Source organism: Ruegeria sp. I3 (assembly GCF_056532525.1).
In genome coordinates, this window is the sequence record NZ_JBQFNI010000003.1 from 654,570 (window position 1) to 675,820 (window position 21,251).

The 21,251-nt window shown below is 58.7% G+C and carries 20 protein-coding genes; 6 read left to right on the top strand and 14 right to left on the bottom strand.

Features of this window, described 5'->3' with window-relative positions; all coding sequences use genetic code 11:
- Nucleotides 1–169: 169 nt before the first annotated feature.
- From ACR0L9_RS11440 to ACR0L9_RS11455, 4 genes are read right to left on the bottom strand one after another with little or no spacing between them, the layout of a single operon-like run.
- Nucleotides 170–1,099 carry a metal ABC transporter permease gene (locus ACR0L9_RS11440; protein WP_170426196.1) on the bottom strand — a complete coding sequence of 310 codons (930 nt, stop codon included), beginning with the start codon at nucleotides 1,097–1,099 and terminating at the stop codon, nucleotides 170–172.
- Nucleotides 1,096–2,301, bottom strand: coding sequence for a metal ABC transporter permease (locus tag ACR0L9_RS11445; protein WP_480895698.1), 1,206 nt, complete (start codon nucleotides 2,299–2,301; stop codon nucleotides 1,096–1,098). Before ACR0L9_RS11445 ends, ACR0L9_RS11440 begins: the two co-directional genes overlap by 4 nt.
- Nucleotides 2,302–2,303: 2 nt before the next feature.
- Nucleotides 2,304–3,107 (bottom strand): metal ABC transporter ATP-binding protein, encoded by an 804-nt coding sequence (locus ACR0L9_RS11450; protein ID WP_170426192.1) that lies wholly within the window; start codon nucleotides 3,105–3,107, stop codon nucleotides 2,304–2,306.
- Nucleotides 3,108–3,110: 3 nt separating this feature from the next.
- Nucleotides 3,111–4,064 carry a metal ABC transporter solute-binding protein, Zn/Mn family gene (locus ACR0L9_RS11455; RefSeq protein WP_170513915.1) on the bottom strand — a complete coding sequence of 318 codons (954 nt, stop codon included), beginning with the start codon at nucleotides 4,062–4,064 and terminating at the stop codon, nucleotides 3,111–3,113.
- A 199-nt stretch (nucleotides 4,065–4,263) separates the two neighbouring features.
- Here ACR0L9_RS11455 and deoC point away from each other — a divergent pair, with 199 nt between their 5' ends.
- The 3 genes from deoC to ACR0L9_RS11470 are packed head-to-tail and all read left to right on the top strand — an operon-like array spanning nucleotide 4,264 to nucleotide 8,448.
- On the top strand, nucleotides 4,264–5,262 hold the full coding sequence (gene deoC, locus ACR0L9_RS11460) for a deoxyribose-phosphate aldolase (RefSeq protein ID WP_480751126.1): 999 nt from the start codon (nucleotides 4,264–4,266) through the stop codon (nucleotides 5,260–5,262).
- A gap of 11 nt (nucleotides 5,263–5,273) precedes the next feature.
- Nucleotides 5,274–7,607, top strand: a complete 2,334-nt coding sequence (locus ACR0L9_RS11465) for an aldehyde dehydrogenase family protein (protein WP_480895699.1) — start codon at nucleotides 5,274–5,276, stop codon at nucleotides 7,605–7,607.
- A gap of 25 nt (nucleotides 7,608–7,632) precedes the next feature.
- Nucleotides 7,633–8,448: an SDR family oxidoreductase gene (locus ACR0L9_RS11470; protein WP_170626783.1), complete on the top strand. Its 816-nt coding sequence runs from the start codon at nucleotides 7,633–7,635 to the stop codon at nucleotides 8,446–8,448.
- 69 nt (nucleotides 8,449–8,517) lie between these two features.
- Here the strand turns inward: ACR0L9_RS11470 and ACR0L9_RS11475 are convergent, their stop codons facing one another.
- The 8 genes from ACR0L9_RS11475 to ACR0L9_RS11510 all read right to left on the bottom strand — a co-directional run bounded on the left by ACR0L9_RS11475 (nucleotide 8,518) and on the right by ACR0L9_RS11510 (nucleotide 17,437).
- Complete coding sequence (locus tag ACR0L9_RS11475) at nucleotides 8,518–8,682, bottom strand: hypothetical protein (protein ID WP_170394635.1); 165 nt, start codon at nucleotides 8,680–8,682, stop codon at nucleotides 8,518–8,520.
- Between the two features lie 292 nt (nucleotides 8,683–8,974).
- Complete coding sequence (locus ACR0L9_RS11480; RefSeq protein ID WP_170515008.1) at nucleotides 8,975–10,279, bottom strand: M16 family metallopeptidase; 1,305 nt, start codon at nucleotides 10,277–10,279, stop codon at nucleotides 8,975–8,977.
- The gene (locus ACR0L9_RS11485) at nucleotides 10,276–11,616 is read right to left on the bottom strand and encodes a M16 family metallopeptidase (protein ID WP_170394641.1); all 1,341 of its coding nucleotides are present in this window, start codon (nucleotides 11,614–11,616) and stop codon (nucleotides 10,276–10,278) included. The genes ACR0L9_RS11480 and ACR0L9_RS11485 overlap by 4 nt, the downstream gene beginning before the upstream one ends.
- A gap of 85 nt (nucleotides 11,617–11,701) precedes the next feature.
- Complete coding sequence (locus ACR0L9_RS11490) at nucleotides 11,702–12,217, bottom strand: DUF3035 domain-containing protein (RefSeq protein ID WP_170466572.1); 516 nt, start codon at nucleotides 12,215–12,217, stop codon at nucleotides 11,702–11,704.
- Nucleotides 12,218–12,267: 50 nt separating this feature from the next.
- Entirely contained in the window at nucleotides 12,268–12,738 is a 471-nt protein-coding gene (gene lspA, locus ACR0L9_RS11495) for a signal peptidase II (RefSeq protein WP_170819213.1), read from the bottom strand.
- Nucleotides 12,738–14,327 carry a bifunctional phosphoribosylaminoimidazolecarboxamide formyltransferase/IMP cyclohydrolase gene (gene purH, locus ACR0L9_RS11500; protein WP_170819212.1) on the bottom strand — a complete coding sequence of 530 codons (1,590 nt, stop codon included), beginning with the start codon at nucleotides 14,325–14,327 and terminating at the stop codon, nucleotides 12,738–12,740. The genes lspA and purH overlap by 1 nt, the downstream gene beginning before the upstream one ends.
- Before the next feature lie 22 nt (nucleotides 14,328–14,349).
- Nucleotides 14,350–16,089, bottom strand: coding sequence for a heparinase II/III family protein (locus ACR0L9_RS11505; RefSeq protein WP_480895700.1), 1,740 nt, complete (start codon nucleotides 16,087–16,089; stop codon nucleotides 14,350–14,352).
- A gap of 88 nt (nucleotides 16,090–16,177) precedes the next feature.
- A complete protein-coding gene (locus tag ACR0L9_RS11510) occupies nucleotides 16,178–17,437 on the bottom strand; it encodes an RsmB/NOP family class I SAM-dependent RNA methyltransferase (RefSeq protein WP_480895701.1) in 1,260 nt (419 codons plus the stop codon).
- A gap of 90 nt (nucleotides 17,438–17,527) precedes the next feature.
- Here ACR0L9_RS11510 and ACR0L9_RS11515 point away from each other — a divergent pair, with 90 nt between their 5' ends.
- Nucleotides 17,528–17,710 (top strand): DUF1674 domain-containing protein, encoded by a 183-nt coding sequence (locus tag ACR0L9_RS11515; RefSeq protein ID WP_170394659.1) that lies wholly within the window; start codon nucleotides 17,528–17,530, stop codon nucleotides 17,708–17,710.
- Here the strand turns inward: ACR0L9_RS11515 and ACR0L9_RS11520 are convergent, their stop codons facing one another.
- Complete coding sequence (locus ACR0L9_RS11520) at nucleotides 17,711–18,571, bottom strand: LysR family transcriptional regulator (protein ID WP_170513952.1); 861 nt, start codon at nucleotides 18,569–18,571, stop codon at nucleotides 17,711–17,713.
- Nucleotides 18,572–18,670: 99 nt separating this feature from the next.
- Between ACR0L9_RS11520 and tmpA the strand changes: the two genes are divergently transcribed.
- Both tmpA and tmpB read left to right on the top strand, forming a co-directional pair.
- A complete protein-coding gene (tmpA, locus tag ACR0L9_RS11525; RefSeq protein WP_480895702.1) occupies nucleotides 18,671–19,807 on the top strand; it encodes a 2-trimethylaminoethylphosphonate dioxygenase in 1,137 nt (378 codons plus the stop codon).
- Nucleotides 19,804–20,394 carry a (R)-1-hydroxy-2-trimethylaminoethylphosphonate oxygenase gene (tmpB, locus tag ACR0L9_RS11530; protein WP_480868514.1) on the top strand — a complete coding sequence of 197 codons (591 nt, stop codon included), beginning with the start codon at nucleotides 19,804–19,806 and terminating at the stop codon, nucleotides 20,392–20,394. Before tmpA ends, tmpB begins: the two co-directional genes overlap by 4 nt.
- A gap of 30 nt (nucleotides 20,395–20,424) precedes the next feature.
- On the opposite strand, the gene dapB is transcribed toward tmpB, so the two are convergent.
- On the bottom strand, nucleotides 20,425–21,234 hold the full coding sequence (dapB, locus tag ACR0L9_RS11535) for a 4-hydroxy-tetrahydrodipicolinate reductase (protein WP_480895703.1): 810 nt from the start codon (nucleotides 21,232–21,234) through the stop codon (nucleotides 20,425–20,427).
- Between the last annotated feature and the right edge of the window lie 17 nt (nucleotides 21,235–21,251).

Consider the following 21,251-nt stretch of genomic DNA (forward strand, 5'->3'; position numbering starts at 1 on the left):
AAGGTCAGAACTGGCCGGATATACCAGAGTGAGTGGTGGTCTTGTGGTTTCCAATTGAAAGTTTGGTATCACCGAAAATGGAATAAATCTTGTTAAGAATTCGTGATTGTTTCCACTTGGCGAAGTTCAGCCGAAACTGCGTGATGGGCGTTGGCGTGAATACGCCAAGTCAAGCCTGACTGGGCGCTCCGCTGCGGGTTCGGCATGGGCCAAAAGCAGCGGTCAGCGCCAGAATCAGGCCTGATATCGTGGCGATCATTCCTGCGGCGCTGACAGCATCCGCAGCCCCCAACCACAATGGGCCATAGCCTGCCAAAACATAACCGGACACGGCGGAAAGGGTTGCGAACAGGACACTCCAGACGATCTGGACTTCCAACCGGTTGGTCATCATCCGTGCCGCAGCTGGCGGGCAGATGAACATTGCAATCACGATGATCGACCCCACTGCATCAAATGCCGCGACAGCAGCAATCGCAGCTATGATCACCAGAGCCATCCCTAACGCACCAGTGCGGATACCAATTGTGCGCGCAAAGCCTTCATCGAAGGTCGATATCTTGAGCGGTCGCCAGAACAACCACGTGAACAGCAAGACCCCCGTCAGTGTCAGCGCAATGCGCGGCAATTCAGGTGGCAACCCTGCCAATGCCTGTAGATCCAGCAGCGACGACCAGTCCGTTGCATCCAGCCAGATCAAGCTTTCCAGATTGCCGTAAAGCGCATGTTCAACGTCCAAATGGACGGTCGAAGTGTCAGTCTGCTCAAGCAGTAGGACACCACCGGCGAACATGGTCGTGAATACGACACCCATCGCTGCCCCCGGCTCGATCTGACCCAATCGCCGGATCGCTTCGATCATAACCACGGCGACCACAGCAGCCCCTGCTGCGCCAAGCATCATCGGCCAGGTTGAAATTGCGCCTGTCAGCAGAAACGCGACGACAATACCGGGCAACACCACATGGCTGATCGCGTCGCCAATCAGCGCTTGCTTGCGCAGCACCAGAAAGTTACCGGGCAGAGCGCATGCGATGGCCGCGAATGTCCCAATCAACAAAGGCGTCAGCGACAGGGGTACGAACTCTTCTCCGCTCATGGCGTGACCTCCTGCGGGCCGCCGATACGACGATCAATCTCGGCGATCTGATCGCGAGTCAGCACGGTCTCGATATCGCGCAGCCCATCGTACAGCGCCGCAGAGGCCTCATGCGCCTGATCCGCGCGGACGATCTCCCACCGCTTTTCGTCTCGTAGGGCCTTGGCCGCACGCGCCCTCCCTTCCTCCGTTGCAACTCCATCGGCGCGCACAAGGCCGGTGCGGCGTAACAGGCGAATGGTTAGGGGTTCATAGATTTGCTGCCCCTGCGCCAGTGCAAGCAGTCCCTGCCGAATGTGCACTCGACGCTGGAACCGAAGGTGGCTGAGAATAGCTGCCAACACGCCCCGAACCGGCGCGAACAGGAGCGACAGGGCAAAGAACCCAAAACTGACCAGAACGATGATCGGTCCGGTCGGCAGGTTCGGAGCCGAGGCCGAAATACCTGCCCCCAGAAACCCTGCAAGACCTCCGGCCAAACCGGCCAGAACGACCACGCGGTCGGATCGCTCCGTCCAGAACCGCGCTGTCACAGGCGGGATGATCAGCAGAGCAACAATCAGGATCAGACCAACGATCTTTAACCCGACCACGGTCACCGCCATCACGAGCCCCATCATCGCCAGATCAATCCGATGCACGGGCAACCCGCGCGCAGCGGCATATTCAGGATCGAAGGCGACCATCGTCATCGGGCGGCGGATGATCATCACCAGCACCAAAGTTGCCGCGCCCCCGATCGCGATGACCAGAGCATCCGCCCACAGCATCCCCGCAGTAGAACCCAGCAAGAATCCTTCCAATCCTGCCTGGCGTCCAACCCCCATGGTTTGAATAACCGTCAGCAGTACGACACCAAAACCGAAGAACACCGATAACACTGCGCCGATCGCTGCATCTTCTGCCAAACGTGTGCGACTGGTCAGCCAGTTCATACAGAGCAAACCAACCCATGCGGATATTGCCGAACCTGCAAGCAGTCCGATCAAGTTACGCCCATCACCACCGAAAGCCACCAGCACCATGAAGGCAAGGCAAACGCCCGGTAGGGTCGCGTGGCTGATGGCATCGCTAACCAGCGCGCGTTTACGCAGGAATAAGAACGTGCCCGTCACACCTGCTGAAACGCCCAGTAACGTCGCACCAATAGCAACCAGCGTGGCGTTATAGCCAAGCTGTAACGTCAAAGCCTCCCAAAGCATGACTACCCCAGCGCGCGCGAAATCTGATCGATTTGAGCCGTTGCAAGACGTCCGCCATAAGCGGCCTGCAGCGTTTCAGCGGTAAAGGCCTGCTCCACCGGTCCCTCGGCCACTTTGCGGGTGTTGATCAGGAACACATGGTCGAAATAGTCGGTGACCGTGGCCAGGTCGTGATGCACTACAACAACGGTCTTGCCAGCCTCTTTCAACGATTTCAGCACGGCGATGATCGCCTTTTCAGTCGCGGCGTCCACGCCTGCAAAAGGTTCGTCCAACAAATACATGTCGGCATCCTGTGCCAATGCGCGCGCAAGAAAGACCCTCTGTTGCTGACCACCAGAAAGCTGCCCGATCTGACGGTCGGCAAATTCCCGCATACCGACACGGTGCAGACAGTCCATGGCACGGGCGGTATGGCGGGCACGAACCCGACCCAGCAGGCCCAATTGACGCGACAAGCCCATCAGCACCACATCAATCACGCGCGTCGGGAAATCCCAGTCCACGCTGGCGCGCTGTGGTACATAGGCGATGCGTGCCCGCTGGTCCTCGAGCGGCTGACCAAACACGGTCACCTGACCCGACAACGGAGACACGATCCCCAAAGCAGCCTTTAGCAAGGTTGATTTGCCAGCCCCATTTGGCCCGATAATCGCCGTCATGGCGCCGGGCTGCACCGTCATATCGACCGAGAAAACCGCTGGCTTCTGACCGTACGAGACGGTCAAACCCCGTATGGCGAGAGGACAGAGATCAATGTCCTGCCCTTCGATAGAAACCCCTTGAACTGTGGCGAGTTCAATCATGGCTCAAAACCCCGCCGACAGTTTTCCGTTCATGCCGCGCTCGGGCACATCCGCCCCCAACGCGCCGGCAATCACGGTAATGTTGTGATCGAGCATACCGATATAGGTGCCCTCATAAGTGCCCGGCTCGCCCATGGCGTCGGAATAAAGCTCTCCGCCGACGCCCACTTTGTGACCTTCGGCCGAAGCACCCTCGATCAAGGCACGCATAGACCGATCTGAAACGGAACTCTCCACAAACACGGCGTTCAGCTGACGCTCTACCAGAGTTTCGACCAATTCACCGATCCGGTTCAACCCTGCCTCGGATTGGGTTGAGATGCCCTGAATACCCAGCACCTCATAGCCATATTCATCACCGAAATAGCCAAATGCATCATGCGCAGTCACCAACACGCGGTTGTTTTCGGGAACGGCCGCCAAAACCTGCTTGCCATAGGCGGCCAGCAGATCGATCTCGGCCAGAAAAACTTGTGCGTTGGCTGCGAACTTATCTGCCGCTTCGGGCCGGGCTTCGGTCAGAGCTTCCTGCACTTCGATCACGACATCGCGCCACAGAACCGGGCTCATCCAGACATGCGGGTCAAATTTGTCAGCGTAATCGTCATGGGCGCGCAGTTTCGATGTGTCGATGCCATCCGCCACGGCAACCACTGTCCGCTTGCGGCCCAGATCGTCAAAGAAACCTTCCATCTGAGCCTCTAGATAGAGGCCGTGCCACAGCACCAGATCAGCGCGGGTCATCGCAACAATATCGGTGCGGGTCTGGCGATAGGCGTGAGGGTCGACACCGGGTCCCATCAAGCCCTTCACGTCGACCTGTTCACCGCCGACCTGGCGCGCAGCGTCTGCAATCATGCCGGTGGTGGCGACGACTTTCAGCGGCGCTTGAGCGATTGCGGCGACGGGCCACACAAGCACGAGAGCCAATGCCGTAAGTAGCGATCGACGAATCATTTCAGACTCCGAACGGTTATCCTGTTAAGTCAAAATATGAGAACCATTCGCAACTAAGTCAATGCAAATGCGAATTACTCGCAAGAAAACGACTATATTTGTCCATTTGGTCAAAAATTTGCCCCTTACGACGCTGGCACACCTTCCCTTTCGCTGCGACCCATGCGATTTTGACGCGAACCTCCAAAAGGACGGAATAATGGAAACGCAGAGCTCAGAAAGCACCGTGCGCACCCCGCATCTGCCGCAAGTGACCGAGCCCCGGAACCCAGGAATGGATCTGGATCTGGATTGGGTGCGGGCCGTGCAGGCCAACACTTCGGCCATCGAGCGCCGCGCAGCGACGCTGCCCGGTCGGCGGTCGGTGAAAAAAGAATACCAGGCCGCATGGCTGCTCAAGGCGATCACAATGATCGACCTGACCACGCTATCGGGCGATGACACGGTTGGGCGGGTTCGTCGCCTGTGCGCAAAGGCTCGTCAGCCTGTCGCGTCTTCAGTTCTGCAGGCGCTGGACATGCCGCCGATCACAACCGGAGCGGTGTGTGTCTACCATGACATGATCGAAACGGCTGTGGACGCATTGGAAGGCACTGGTATTCCGGTTGCGGCGGTATCCACTGGCTTCCCGGCCGGGCTCTCTCCGTTTCATCTGCGTGTTGCAGAGATCGAAGAAAGCGTGAAGGCCGGAGCGGAGGAGATCGACATCGTCATCTCGCGCCGTCATGTGCTGTCTGGCGACTGGCAGGCCCTGTATGATGAGATGAAGGCCTTCCGCGTCGCCTGCAGCGACGCACATGTCAAAGCCATTTTGGCGACCGGAGAGCTGGGCAGCCTGCGCAACGTCGCCCGTGCCTCGCTGGTGTGCATGATGGCAGGGGCAGACTTCATCAAGACCTCGACCGGCAAAGAAAGCGTCAACGCCACCTTGCCTGTGTCGTTGGTAATGATCCGAGCCATTCGCGACTATTATGACCGCACCGGCTATCGCGTAGGCTACAAGCCTGCGGGTGGGATTTCGAAGGCCAAGGATGCGCTGGTCTATCTGTCGCTGATCAAGGACGAGCTGGGCGACCGCTGGCTGGAGCCGGACCTGTTTCGCTTTGGTGCCTCATCACTGCTGGGCGACATTGAGCGGCAGTTGGAACACTATGTCACCGGCGCTTACTCTGCCGGTTACCGTCACTCCATGGGCTGAGGACAAAAACAATGACAGTCAAAGAGATTTTCGAGACCATGGACTACGGCCCTGCCCCCGAAAGCGCAGCCGAGGCACTGGCCTGGCTGGTCGATCAGGGCGACAAGTTCGGCCACTACATCGATGGCGCGTTTACCAAACCCGGCAAAGGGTTCGACAGCCGCAACCCAGCAACCGGAGAGGTGCTGGCCAAGCTGACACAAGCCAAGCAGGCTGACGTAGACGCCGCCGTTTCTGCAGCGCGCAAAGCGCAGCCGAAATGGGAGAAGCTGGGCGGTGCCGGTCGTGCGCGCTACCTCTACGCGATTGCGCGCCTGCTGCAGAAGCACTCGCGTTTGTTTGCTGTGCTCGAAAGCCTCGACAACGGTAAGCCGATCCGAGAATCCCGCGACATCGACATCCCCCTGGCACAGCGGCATTTCTACTATCACGCCGGCATGGCGCAGTTGATGGAAAGTGAATTGCCAGATGCCGAAGCACTGGGTGTTTGCGGCCAGATCATCCCGTGGAACTTCCCGCTGCTGATGCTGGCGTGGAAGATCGCGCCTGCAATCGCAATGGGCAACACGGTGGTTCTGAAGCCGGCCGAGTACACCTCGCTGACCGCGCTGCTGTTTGCCGACATCTGCATGCAGGCCGGGTTGCCGAAAGGCGTGGTCAACATCGTCACAGGTGATGGTGCCGTTGGTGAGATGATTGTGTCTTCGGACGTCGACAAAATCGCCTTTACCGGCTCGACCGTCGTGGGCCGTCGCATCCGTGAAGCGACCGCTGGCTCTGGCAAGGAACTGACGTTGGAACTGGGCGGCAAGTCCGCCTACATCGTCTTTGACGACGCCGATATTGATTCAGCGATCGAAGGCTTGGTCGACGCGATCTGGTTCAACCAGGGCCAGGTCTGCTGTGCGGGCTCGCGCCTTCTGGTGCAGGAGGGTATCGCTGATCGCTTCCACGACAAATTGCGTGCCCGGATGGACAATCTGCGTATTGGTGATCCGCTGGACAAGTGCATCGATGTGGGCGCGGTTGTGGACCCGGTTCAGTTGCAAACCATTAAAGGAATGGTCGAGAGCAACACTGCGGGTCACGTGCATCAGGCGGCCTGTGAGCTGCCCTCGAATGGCTGCTACTATCCACCAACGCTGATCTCTGGGCTCGAAACCTCCGATCCGCTGATGCAGGAAGAAATCTTTGGCCCGGTTCTGGTTTCTTCGACCTTCCGCACCCCGGAAGAAGCGGTCGAGTTGGCCAACAACACCCGCTACGGGCTGGCCGCGACTGTTTGGACCGAGAACGTAAACCTCGCGTTGGATATCGCGCCCAATCTGGTTGCGGGCGTGGTCTGGGTGAACGCAACTAACCTGTTCGACGCTGCTGCCGGGTTCGGCGGTGTACGCGAAAGCGGCTTTGGCCGTGAAGGCGGTTGGGAAGGGCTGACGGCTTATACCAAGCCCAAAGCCAAGGCCAAACCGCTGACGAAGATTGAGGCGGCAATGGGCGAAGGCGCTCCAGTCGATCCTATTGACCGCACCGCCAAGATGTATGTCGGCGGTAAGCAGGCGCGGCCCGATGGCGGCTATTCGAAACCCGTCTGGGGCAAATCCGGCCTACTTGGCCATGTGGGTCTGGCCAACCGTAAGGACGTGCGCAACGCGGTTGAGGCTGCAGCGGGTGCAAAAGGCTGGTCCAAGACCACCGGCCATCTGCGGGCTCAGATCCTGTATTACATCGGTGAAAACCTCTCGGCACGTGCGGGCGAGTTCGCTGCTCGTATTGATGCGATGATCGGTAAGAAAGAAGGCGCGAAAGAGGTTGAGGCCTCGATCCAGCGACTGTTCACCGCCGCCGCTTGGGCGGACAAGTATGATGGTCAAGTACATGGTGTTCCGATCCGGGGCGTCGCCATTGCCATGAAAGAGCCGGTTGGCGTGATCGGCACCCTGTGTGCGGATGAAGCACCCCTGTTGGGTCTAGTTTCGACCATGGCGCCAGCGATTGCGATGGGCAACCGGGTGGTTCTGGCGGCAAGTGAGCCCTACCCGCTGGCAGCAACGGATTTTTACCAGATCCTAGAAACCTCGGACGTGCCAGCCGGTGTGGTCAACATCCTGACCGGCAGCCACGCAGAGCTGGCAAAGCCGCTGGCCTCGCATCTGAACGTGGATGCGGTCTGGTCGTTCTCGTCCACCGATCTGTCTAAAGATATCGAGGTCGTCTCGGCCGGAAATCTGAAGCGGACTTGGGTCAATAACGCGACGGCATTTGACTGGAGCGTGGACCATTCGCGCCGCTTCCTGCAGGCTGCGACCGAAGTGAAAAACATCTGGGTGCCCTACGGAGAGTAAGGCCCCCGTACCACCGGAGGCCTAAATGGATTTTTCAAGTAAGACCGTCATCGTCATTGGTGGCACCAGCGGTATCAATCGCGGCATTGCCGAGGCCTTTGCGGCCTCGGGTGCTAATCTGGCTGTCGCCAGCCGGTCGCAGGCAAAGGTCGATGATACCGTGGCCGCGTTGAAAGCAGCAGGCGCATCCGACGCGATCGGCGCGGCGTTCGACGTTCGCAATCCAGAGGCCGTAGCCGAAGGCCTTAGGCAATTCCACGACGCTTTTGGAGATTTCGATGTCCTGATTTCTGGTGCTGCCGGCAACTTCCCAGCGCTGGCATCTGAAATGTCGGTCAATGCATTCAAGGCGGTCATAGATATCGATCTGATGGGCACGATCCACGTCATGAAAGGGGCCTACCCCTATCTCAAACGTCCCGGTGCCAGCATTATCAACATTTCGGCCCCGCAATCCTATCTGCCTTACGAAGGGCAGGCCCATGTTTGCGCCGCCAAGGCGGGCGTTGATCAAATCACCCGAACCCTTTCAATGGAATGGGGCGTCGAAGGGATTCGCGTGAATTCGGTCGTTCCGGGTTTTATCGAAGGAACCGAAGGCGCAAAACGGCTGGCCCCTACCGAAAACGCCCATGAAGAGCTGCGTCGGGACGTCCCGCTGGGTCGCTGGGGTCAACCTCAGGATGTGGCAAATGCCTGCCTATTCCTTAGCTCTGATATGGCGAGCTATATCAGCGGAACAGTCATGGCCGTTGACGGGGCTTTGTATCAGCGCGGCTCGGGCAAGTTTGGCCAGATGATGGGTCAGATGCTGCGCGCAGCGAAAAAGGGCCAAGCTTAGGTTAGAACACAGGAATCCGATTGGTGGCAAACTTTTCAGTCGCTGGGCTTTATTTCCAACCTACCAAATTCAAGAGCTTCTGAAATAGATACCCGCTGCTACCAAAAGCGATGTCAGCGTACCGGCCACCACGTAAAGTGCGAAAGCGCTGAGCAGAGATTGACCGACAATCAAAGCGGCAGCAAAGGTTAACAACCCTGCAAGTATTCCCAATCCCATTATCGCAACTATCATGGTGCCGCTATCCGTCCCAAGCCTCGTCTCAGGAGATGTTGATCTTCTGAACCCCATCTCCGTTCCCGACTAACATAGAATTCTCGACATTTCTGGCCAAAGTATGGCCAAGGCGAGTTAACGATTACTTAAGGCGGAGAATTGCCGATCTTCTGTCTGGCGCTGCGCCCTGGAAGAGTTCACAAACTCGTTGTTTCCGCCAGTGGTTCGCATCACCCACTGCGGTCAATTCCAAGAAAAATTATTCAATAACAACGAATAATCCTGTTCGGCAGCGGGTAGATGGACGACGTCAGCCGTCCACCCCTTCCGGTTTGCCGACGATGGTGAAATGCAGACCCTCGGGGTTCAGCAGTTCAGACGCCACCCGGTTCACATCCTCCAAGGTCACTGCATTCACCTTGTCGTTGCGAGTCGCAATGTAGTCGATAGGCAGATCTTCCATCTGCATCCCGACCATGATTCCGGCAATCTGGCCATTGCCGTCAAAACGCAGCGGATAGGCCCCGGTCAAATAGGTCTTGGCGTCATCCAATTCTTTCTGCGTCACACCTTCCGCAGCCGCGCGCGCCCATTCCTGTCGGATCACTTCGACCGCTTCGGCGATGCGGTCATTGGCAGATGAGACCGAGCCCAGATACACCGACGCCAGATCCTTGGGCACCAGATAGGTCGCCACGCCATAGGTCAGGCCACGTTTCTCACGTACTTCCTGCATAAGGCGACTTTCGAATCCGCCGCCGCCCAGAATGTGATTCAGGATATAGGCCGCAAAGAAATCGGGATCGTCGCGATCAATGCCACTTTGCCCGAACAGGGCGACGGATTGCGGAGTGTTGAAGTCCACTACGCTGACACCGCCATCAATGGTGACCTTCGCCTTGTCTGGAATGGGTTTCCCGGTTGCTGGCAGATCCAACAGCAATTCGTCCAACAGTACGCCCAACTCTTCTGCCGTGATGTCGCCAACAGCCCCGACATACAGTCTGTCCTTGGCAAAGACATTGTCGTAGGCAGCGACGATGTCGTCGCGGGTCAGGCTTGAAACGCTTTCAATCGTACCTTTACCGTCCGACGCATAAGGATGATCCCCATATGCCATTTCAGCAAAGCTACGTCCGGCAATATCGCTTGGATCAGTCTGGTCGGACTTCAGACCCGAAATCACCTGAGCGCGCACCCGATCGATCGCATCCTCATCGAAACGCGGTTCATGAATTGTGGTCTGCAGCAAATCAATCACTTCATCCCGGTTCTCAGTCAGGAACCGCGCCGAAATGGAGACCGTATCATCTGTTGCCCTGTAGCTGAAGGATGCAGCCAGAGATTCAAGTTCGCGTGCATAGGTGCGGGCATCCATGTCGCCGGCGCCTTCCTCAATCAGGCCGCTCATCAGATAAACCGCGCCGCGTTTATCGGGATCATCCAGCGACGTTCCTCCACGAAACCGCAGTTCCAGCGCAGTGAAGGGGATCGAATGATCTTGGACCAGCCAAGCGGTAATACCACCAGGCGAGGTTACCTCTTTGATCTTAATCTCGGCCCAGGCGGGAAGGGCAATGATCAGCGCAATCAGCGTTGCGGCAAACCGTTTCATTGTGTCACCTCATCGTCACGCATCAGCCAGCCAGTGACCGAGGTTTCAGGTTGCAGCACTTCACGGGCAGCCGCGATGATCTCGTCACCCGTCACAGCCTGCAGGATGTCGGGCCAGGCCTGCACATCCTCGACCGTCAACCCGCTGGTCAACGCACGACCATAGCGGTTTCCAATACCGTCCACGTTATCGCGCGCATAGGTCTGCGCGGCGCGGAGCTGCATCTTAATGCGCTCCAGGTCTTCATCCTTGACACCTTCCGCGATGAAATCCGCAACGGCCTGATCCATGGCATCCTCCGCATCCTGAAGCGAAACGCCCTCAGCCGGCACAACGATCAGATCAAAGGTCGTGTCATCCAATGAGACCCCCTTGTAGAACGCACCGGTATAGACCACCTTCTGCTGCTCAAATTGCAGCTTTTCATTCAGATATGAGGTTGTGCTTCCTCCCAGCAATTCCGCCAAAAGAAACAGGGCAGCGGCCTTCTCCTGCTCACCGGCGTCCCGTTCAGGGGCCAGATAGCTGCGCTGCACGTAGGGTTGTGCGACACGCGCATCCTTGAAGGTCAGGCGACGTTCGGCAGTCTGGGGTGGTTCTTGCGAGCGTATCCGCTCGGGCAAATCAGGGTTGGCTGGAATAACACCGTAGTACTGATCGGCCAACGCCCTGACTTCGTCGGGGTCAACATCTCCGGTGACGACCAATATGGCGTTATTGGGTGCATAATGGGTCTGGTAGAAGGACAGGGCGTCGTCCATATCCAACGCCTCCATCTCGTGGCGCCAGCCGATAATCGGCGCTCCGTAACGGTGGTTCAAATATTGCGCTGCATTCATCTGTTCTCCGAACAGAGCGCGTGGATTGTTTTCGGTCCGCTGATTACGCTCTTCCAGAACCACGTCGCGTTCGGTGATGATATCATTCTCGGTCAGGCGGATGTTGCGCATACGATCTGCCTCCATCCGCATCATCAGTTCCAGCCGGTCAGCGGCGACGCGCTGAAAATAGGCGGTGTAGTCGTAAGAAGTGAAAGCGTTGTCATTGCCGCCATTGGCCGCGACAGTGGCTGACAACTCGCCCGCTTCCATTGTGTCGGTGGCTTTGAACAGCAGATGTTCCAGGAAATGTGCAACGCCAGAGGATCCGATCGGTTCATCGGCGGATCCGGCCCGGTACCAGACCATATGCTGAACAACAGGCGCGCGATGATCCTCGACCACCACGACGTCCATGCCGTTTTCAAGCGTAAATGTGGTGACAGCCTCTTGCCCCTCTTTCGCGAACAAGGGGGTGGCGGCGATCAGGGCAGCCGACAGTGCCAGGGCCCGAACCATGGGGCATCCTCCGTTTCATTTCTGATATTCAAACTACGGTGGTGCCGCCGGGGTTCAAGGCCAATGACGGAAAGTTAAGAAGAATTCATTCCAGCGGCGGGGCCGACGGCGTTTCGATCCCACGACGACGCGCCGCTTCATTGGTCGCGTTCGCATCGATTGACTGACGTTCATAGACCTGCGAGTACCGATCAACCGGGAACAGGCGCAGGCGGGTCCAGCGACCGCGATTTTTGCGGAAAGCCGCATCCTCTTCGGCCGTTACCTGACGCGTATTGGCAGGAACGCCATATCTGCTTGAGGCCGTCACAAGCGCCGCATCGCTGGCCGGTATTGCGGTATTCGGGTTCAGCGCTGCCTCACTACCACCCAGCGCCACAACGGCATCCGCTTTGGGGTTAGGATCGGTCAGGTTTGCACCGCCGGGAGTCGGCGCTGGAAGAAAGGCGTAGTCCTTGGGCTGGGTCAGCGGCTTGACGGGCAATACCGAAAATTCATCCGGCCCCGCTCCGGGCGGATCAAGATTGCGCAAACCAATATCGGAACAGCCCGCAACGACAACGGCGAGTGTCAGAACAAGAATGGCGCGTGGCATACGCATCAGTGTCTCCAGCCAGTTTCAGGCGCTTTTATCGCATATCGTCCGGCAGGTCACGAGGGCTTTTTGCCATCGAACAGGACCAATCCCAAAGCTCCCGCAAATATGAACACATCCGCCAGATTGAACACAAAAGGGTTGCTGATCCCGCAGCAGGACATGTTCAAAAAGTCCAGAACATAGCCATAAAGCACCCGGTCCACGACATTTCCCAGCGCCCCGCCGATCAGAAGACCGCCGCAGAATTGTTGAAGCTTCGTAGGAGCGATGCGGCCCAGCCAGATCAGGACGCCCAGGCAGATCGCCACGGAAACCCCGATCAGCACCCAGCGGGCGGCGTCACCGTCGCCCTGAAATAGGCCAAAATTGATGCCGCGATTCTCGCCGTATCTGAAAACCAGAAGCGGTGGCAGCACGTCGATATCGCCCTGCGCTACGCGCATTACGTGCACGACCAGATACTTACTCATCTGGTCGATCAAAAACGCCGCCAATCCGGCCCATAGGATGAACGAACCGCGCATCAGTGACGGAAATGCCGCATGCCGGTGAAGACCATTGCCAGACCGGCCTCATCCGCCGCCGCGATCACTTCATCATCACGCATCGAACCGCCGGGCTGAATAACGCATGTCGCGCCTGCCTCGGCGGCCTCCATAAGCCCATCGGGGAAGGGGAAGAATGCATCAGAAGCTACGGCCGAACCGATGGTCAGCGGCTGGGGCAAGCCCAGCGCATCAGCCATACGCGCTGCTTTCTTTGCCGCGATCAGTGCCGAGTCAACGCGGCTCATCTGCCCCGCGCCGACACCCACGGTCGCGCCGTCTTTGACATAGACGATGGCGTTGGATTTGACATGTTTCGCCACTTTCCACGCGAACAGCAGGTCGCGCATCTGTTCCTCAGATGGTGCTTTTTTGGTGACCACCTTCAAGTCATCCATACCAACAAAGCCGTTATCCTTGTCCTGCACCAGCAGGCCACCTGCCACCTGTCGCACAGTTTTACCACCGGCGGTCACATCCGGTAGAGCTTCGGTCGTCAGCAGGCGCAGGTTCTTCTTGGCGGCGAAGATCGCCTTGGCCTCGTCTGACGCCCCCGGAGCGATCACAACCTCGGTGAAAATCCCCGTGATCTCCTGCGCGGTTTCCGCGTCCAGCGGTTGATTCAACGCCACGATACCGCCGAATGCCGACGTTCTGTCGCAGTCGAACGCGGCTTTATAGGCCTCAAGCAACGTCGCACCTTTCGCTACACCACACGGATTGGCATGCTTGATAATCGCACAAGCTGCCCCTTCGGCCGGGTCGAACTCAGCGACCAGCTCAAAGGCGGCATCGGTATCGTTGATGTTGTTATAGCTCAGTTCCTTGCCCTGATGCTGTACCGCCGTCGCCACGCCCGGACGACCCGAGCCATCTACATAGAACGCTGCCGACTGGTGGCTATTCTCGCCATATCGTAAGGTCTGTTTCAGCTCACCGGCAAAGGCGCGGCGTTTGGGCGCCTCAAGCTCCAGCGCATCGGCCATCCAGTTGGACACGGCTGTGTCATAAGCGGCAGTGCGGGCATAGGCCTTTTGCGCCAACCACTGACGGAAGCCCAGAGAAGTCTTACCGTAATTCTCTTCCAGCTGATCCAGCAGCGACGAGTAGTCTTCGACATCCACAACCACGTTTACAAAAGCATGGTTCTTCGATGCGGCACGGATCATGGCTGGGCCGCCGATATCGATGTTCTCGATACACTCATCATAGGCAGCGCCCTTGGCCACGGTCGCTTCAAATGGGTAGAGATTTACCACAAGCAGATCGATTGCGCCGATACCATGTTCGTTCATCGCGGCGACATGGGTGTCATTATCGCGCAGAGCCAGCAGCCCGCCATGGACCATCGGGTGCAGCGTTTTGACCCGGCCATCCATCATCTCAGGGAAGCCGGTGATCTCGCTGACATCTTTCACCTCCAACCCCGCATCGCGTAGCGCCTTCGCGGTACCGCCGGTCGAAAGCAGTTCAACCCCGCGTTCGGCCAACGCCGTTCCCAGCTCGATCAGCCCGGTTTTGTCGGAAACGGAAAGCAACGCGCGGCGCACGGGGTGAAGGTCGGTCATGGGTCCAAAGGTCCTTTTGGCGTCAGTCGAAAACGGGCTCGTCCCGGTGCGTATCCCGCACGGCATAGGCTGTGTCCTGAGCCTTGCTGAGCGTCCACCGGATGCGCGTCGCATACTCCATTGCGCGCCCGGATAGAACGATCTGTTTTGTCGCGCGCGGCTTTAATCGGCCTTTTTCCAGGTAAACACTTGGTTCAACTGACAACTTTCCAACACCATCATGGCGGAAAACCCAGATCTCACCACTTTTGAGCGCCATCGACACCGCTGCTCCGCCCAGATCCAGCGCCGCATCAACATCTGGATGCAGGTGAAAACGGATATCAAACGCGACACCCTTAAGGCCCGATCCGTCCATCGCCCGGTCAAACTGACGTTTAGCCTTATCTGTTGCAGTCAACAGAATATCTTCACCAACCAGTTCACGCCCATCAAAACGCAGCTCAAGCGTGCGGGCATGGGTCAGGCCAAACACTTTGGCATAGCCGTCATGACCCACCATGAAGCGGGTGCCTTCGAAGGCATCCTCGAAATCTACGGGCACATCCTGCGGGCCATCCACCAATGCCTCTTGCGACGACCCATTTGCGCCTTCTGCAAGCCGGGCGCTGGAATACCCTTCGACGCATAGGGTCGAATGCGACGGGGTCGCGCGCCCTGCCCTGCGCCATTCCTGCCCAAAACTGCCGCCTGATCCACAGTTCACGATCAGAGGACGGCGCCCCGAGGTCAGCTCAAACGCAAGCGAGGATGCGTGGGCGTTGAACGACGCAGCACCTTTGGGAGGCGCACTGGCATCCACCAGAACCGTGGTTCTCGAGGCGGCCAATCGTGCATAACCCATTGACAGGTCCGAATGCTGCTGCGGCTTGACACCGCTTTGTGCCAGTGCCTGATCCAGCCGCCCTTCAAGCCCACGCCCGCCCCCGTGAAATCTGGCCAGAGATCCATCTGCATGACGCAGATTTCGCAGAGTAGGTGCAATGCGCTTGATCGCCCCGGTCTGAGAGGCAGGCGTGCCCCGGCCAACTTCACCAAGTGCAGCAGAAGTCCAGGCCAGCAGTGTGAAGACCTCCAGCAATTCCTCAGGGTTGCGGGTGAGAATGCCGCCCTCGGCATCGATCTGGCGGTCGCATTCCCGGGCCAGTGCGCGCAATGCGGGATCAGCCAGTTGCTCCAACCCCTCCAGGGCCAATCCAGCCTGAACCAGCCCTGCGAGCGCTTCGAATCTCGGCAATCCTGGTGTTGCTGCTGTCCAGCGTTTGGAAAGAAACCATGTTTGTTGTGCCAAGGAGCGGAAGAAAGCTCTGCTTTGCGCCTCATCAGCGCCGCGTAGCAGAAATTGCGCGTGGTTGATCCAGCGCATCACCCGACGCCCGGTCAGGTCCGGCGCCCAGCCGGGTCCCTTCCCGCGCCCATGTGCGGTGATCCAGCCCCAGACCCATCGCTGCGCCTTTTCACGGGCGCGCATATCGCCGACGGCTGCCAGATCATCCAGCCAGATGAAACCGTGGCGTTCATCATCAAAATCCGGACTGGGCGCAGCAACATCCCAGAGATCGGTGTCATCCGCCTCGACCAGATATCCAGCGAAAAGGAGATTCCCGGCCACCAGTTGTCGCCCGCGTGCAAACGAACCGACGGTGCGCGGCTCAGGCTGGCTGACGAATCCCGAAACCGCCTTCCGCCTTTGGCTCAGGCGCGCGTAAAGGCGGTTCTGAAACCGCATCCAGCGATTGGCCATTGTGTCCGATTCTGACATGACGCTTGCGACTCTGCCCCTTGCGCTCTGCGGGCGCTTGAACACACGATAGACCGGTCCGCGCGTCAAGTCATCGAAAAGCGTCGCCTCAAGCGGATTTGTTCAGACAGGCGATATAGAACCCGTCCATGCCACCCTTGTCCGCCCAGAAATCCGGGCGCAAACGCAAGCCACCTTCTTCTGTAATCCAGTCTGGTTCAACGCCCGCAATCTCAAGCGCCGCACGGTCAATCTGCATATCCGGGTATTGATCCAGCGCCTCTTCGATCTGCACCTCTCCTTCGTCCGGCAACAAGGAACAGGTGCAATATACCAATCGGCCTCCGGGTTTGAGCAGGGTCCAGGCATGGGCCAGCATCCGGGCCTGTAGTTCGATCAATCCCCCGAATTCCGAGCCATCCTTGGCGAAGGGTAAATCAGGATGGCGGCGAATCGTGCCCGTGGCCGAACACGGCGCGTCGAGCAGGATGGCATCATACTGGCCCTGATGGTCCAGCGCATCACCAGCGATCACCTTGGCCTTCAAACCTGTCCGTTTCAGGTTCTCGCGCACCCGCTCCAACCGTGTTTCGGAGATATCCAGCGCCGTGACCTCTGCCGCTACCACAGCCAATTGCAACGTCTTGCCACCGGGCGCGGCGCAAAGGTCCAACACCTTTTCCCCGGCTTTCGGGGCCAGCACGCGCACAGGCAGCGCCGCTGCCGCATCCTGAACCCACCAGTTTCCACGCTTGTAGCCCGGCAAAGCCGACACCTGCCCCGCATCCTGCAAACGGACTGAGCCGGTGGGCAGGGCTTCTCCGCCCGGCGCCTCGGCGCCCGGTTTCAGCGTCACGTCCAGCGGTGAACCATTGAAATGGGCCTGTTCCATACCCTTTACTGCGTCATCGCCCCACGCCATGATCAGAGGATCGCGCAGCCAGTCGGGCAGACGGGGCACGCGCATCTTGGGCCAAGCATCCGGTCCATCGGCGGCAATCTTGCGCAAGACTGCATTCACCAACCCCTTGAGCCGCCCATGCTTGCGCGAGCGTCCCACGATCTCGACCATCGAATTGACCACGCCATGCGCGGCCTCGCCCTGACACAACTCGACCGTTCCAAGCCGCAGCGCGTTATGCACCGTTAGCGCCGGTGTCTGCCGCAAGTGATCGGCCAACAGCCGGTCGGCACGCTCAAGCCCGCGTAGGGTTTCAATCGTCAGACGCTGCGCGCGCGCGCGATCCTCGGGTACCAGACGATCCAATGCGCCGGCCGCCAGACATTCAGGTAACAGCCGCCCCTCGCCCAATATCTGATCCAGCAGATAGATTGCACTGCGCCGCGCGGCGGTTGCAGAGTTTGACATGATGCTGAGTGCCTCTCGTGACCTTTGCCGCATTGCCTTAGGCGGACGAGGGCGTATATCAAGGCCCTGAACAGAAAGGAACCCGATGTCATGAGTGACGAGCGCAAAGACCTGCCCCCCGCCGCTCAGCGCGCATTGGCCGAGGCTGAGGAACGTCGCAAAAAGGCCGAAGCGGAAGCCAAGGCGCAGCCCAAGGAACTGGGTGGGCGCGACGGTCCCGATCCGGCACGCTATGGTGATTGGGAAAAAAAGGGCATCGCCATCGATTTCTGATCAGGCCCCGCCCCGCAGCGCTTGCAGAAAGTCGTCTATCAACGCCCTTTGCCGCTTCGATCTTGCCCGATCCTCGGGCCAAGTCAGCCAATAGCCATCCTTTGTCCTAAGCTCAGGCATATCCAGTCTGTATAACTGACCAGTCTTGATGCTGCCCGATGCCAGAGGGATTGAACCCAAGGCGATCCCCATGCCCTGACGCGCCGCCGTGATCGCATGACCCACCGAGTCGAAACTGATCCGGCCAGCCGGTAATTCATCAACCCCCGCAACCTGCGCCCAGTCCTTCCAGCCGGGGCGTTCTCCGCGCAAATCAATCAGCGGCGCACCCCAGTTGATGCCGGATGCGGCCATCGGTGCCAGCACTTCGGGCGCAATAAGCTTTGCCTTTCGTCCAGGCCAGACACCTCTGCCATAGCGGATCTGCAGCCAGGTACGTTCTTCCTCCAGCGAGGCGCGGCGGGCCATCGAATCTGTCATTACACGCACATTTGGCTGCGCCTCAAGGAACGTGGGCAAGGCTGGCAGAACCAGCGCGTGGATATGCGACGAAAGTCCCGCGACCCGAAGCTCGCGCGGAGTTTTGCCGAACAGATCCTCGGTATTGCGTTCCAGTGCTTGCAGACTGTCCTGCACCAATGGCAGATAGCTTTCGCCTTCGATGGTCAGCGAAACACCGCGGGCTTCGCGCACAAACAATGACCGGCCCAGCCACGCCTCAAGATTGCCTATCCGTTGACTGACCGCCGCCTGCGTCAAACCAAATTCGCGCGCGGCAGCAGAAAAACCGCCCAATCGCCCGGCGGCTTCGAACACGCGCAGCCAGTCCAAAGGAGGTAAACCGATCTGCTTCTTAGCCATAAGTATTTCCAGCCCTCAGTGGCAATAAGGTTTAATTGTAGTAATGCCACGGAGCGCGTATCTCCTCAAGCAAAGTCCGCGCCGAATAGGAGAGACCCCATGCTGCGCTCAGCCACTTTCGACCCATCTGTGGTCACTATCGCGTTTTCCGATAGTACCCAGGCCCGCTTCCACGCCATTTGGCTGCGCGACAATGCGCTGGACCCCGAGACCCGCGCCCCCGGCAACGGGCAGCGCCTGATCACAATCGGCGATATCCCCTCCGATATCTCGATCAGCGCTGCCGAGATCCGAAATGGCGATCTGAGCGTTACGTTCCAGCCCGAAAACAAATCCGTGATGTTCCCTGCCGATTGGCTAGCCGATCACGTTTATGACCGCGAACAGGCGCAAGAAGTTGGCCGCACCGCATCCGGCGTCACCACATGGGAGCGTGGTATCAGCGCCCCCAGCGGTGACTGGGAAAGGGTGCACACCGACCCTGAGGCCAAGCGCAGCTGGCTGGCTGCCGTCGCGGAGTACGGCTTTGCCAAGCTGACAGGTGGCCCAACCGAGCCGGAATCGCTGCTGAAAGTGGCCGATCTGTTCGGCTACGTGCGCCAGACAAATTACGGCCCCTATTTCGAGGTTCGGACCGAGGTGAACCCGACCAACCTCGCCTATACTGGGTTGGGGTTGCAGGCCCATACCGACAACCCTTATCGCGACCCGGTGCCGACACTGCAAATCCTCTACTGCCTTGAGAATTCGGCCGAAGGCGGCGATTCCATCGTTGTCGATGGTTTCCGCGCGGCTGAGCGTCTGCGCGATCTGAACCCCGAGGGCTTCGCCTTGCTTGCAGGCTATCCGGCACGGTTCGAGTATAAAGGTTCGGACGGGGTCTGTTTGCGGTCACGTCGCCCGATGATCGAGCTTTCCCCCGATGGCGAGTTGATCGGCATTCGCTTCAACAACCGCTCGTCTGCGCCGTTCGTGGATGTACCCTTTGACAAGATGGAAGCCTACTATGCAGCCTATCGCCAGCTGGGCGAGATAATTGACGATCCCGCTATGGGCGTGTCTTTCAAGCTGGAACCGGGCGAAAGTTTCATCGTCGACAACACTCGCGTAATGCATGCACGGCTGGGCTATTCCGGGGCCGGGTCTCGCTGGTTGCAGGGATGCTATGCTGACAAGGATGGGCTGCTTTCGACACTGGCCGCCATGCAGATGACACAACCAGAGGCGGCGGAATGAAACCCGATTTCTCGACCTTAAACCGGGACAATATCGTGGCCTTTATCGGTGACATCTTCGATCGTCGGGGGGGTGAGGAATATCTGGGGGAACCCGTCACCATGGCCCAGCACATGCTGCAAGGTGCCACGATTGCGGAACAGAACGGACAGTCTGAAGAAATCATCGTCGGTGCGCTGTTGCACGACATTGGCCATTTTACGTCGGAATTCGGCACTTACCATCCGGACGACACCGAGGACCGGCATCATGAAGATGCAGGTGCCGAGGTGTTGGAGCAGTTCTTTCCGTCGGTCATCACCGATTGCTGCCGGTACCACGTGGCAGCCAAGCGGTATCTCTGCGCCACCAAGCCGGAGTATTTCAATCGCCTGTCCGAAGCCTCGGTCCATACGCTGGAACTGCAGGGTGGTCCGATGAGTGCCAAGGAGATAGCCGAGTTCGAGGCAAATCCGAACCTGAAAGAGATCATTCAGGTCCGTTATCTGGACGAAGCGGGAAAACGCGCTGATATGGAGACCCCGGATTTCGCCCATTTCGCACCGATGGTACAACGGATGGTCGACCGGCACATTCAGGCAAGCTGAGACAGCTTTCATCTGCCCGATCGATAGAGCCTACAGCCCCAGAACATCCACCATGTCATACTGGCCCGGCGCCTTGCCTTGACCCCACAACGCGGCTTTGAGCGCCCCACGGGCAAAGATCGCACGGTCAGTAGCTAGATGGCGCAACACGATACGCTCACCGGGTGCCGCGAACAGGACATCGTGTTCGCCGACAATGTCTCCGCCACGAATCGCGTGGAAGCCGATATCGCCGCGTTTGCGCGCACCGGTAATACCGTCGCGGCCCCTATCGGCCACATTCGACAACTTGACACCGCGCCCCTCGGCGGCGGCTTCGCCCAGCATCAAAGCTGTGCCTGAAGGCGCATCGACCTTGTGATGGTGATGCCCCTCGATGACCTCGATATCAAAATCCTCATCCAGTGCCGCAGCGACCTTCTTGGTCAGCTGAACCAACAGATTTACCCCGAGGCTCATATTCCCGGCCCGCACAATCACGGCATGGCGCGCGGCAGGTTCCAAAGCTGCGATCTGTTCATCCGTCATTCCGGTGGTGCCAATCACGTGAACGCACCGCGCTTGTGCTGCCAGCGCGGCAAATTCGAGCGTCGCCTCGGGCGCCGTAAAGTCGATAACAGCCTGCGCCTGCGCAAATGCCTCCAGCGGATCGTCAGTGACGGTAACACCGAGCGCCTGCCCGCCCATTGCCTGACCCACATCCTGACCGATCCAGTCATGGCCCTTACGCTCGACCACACCAACCAGACGCGCCTGATCGCTCTCAGACACGGTCTTGATCAGCATCTGCCCCATACGGCCCGAAGCCCCTGTGATGACGATCCCCGGAATATGGGTCATTGCGCTGGTCCTTTCTA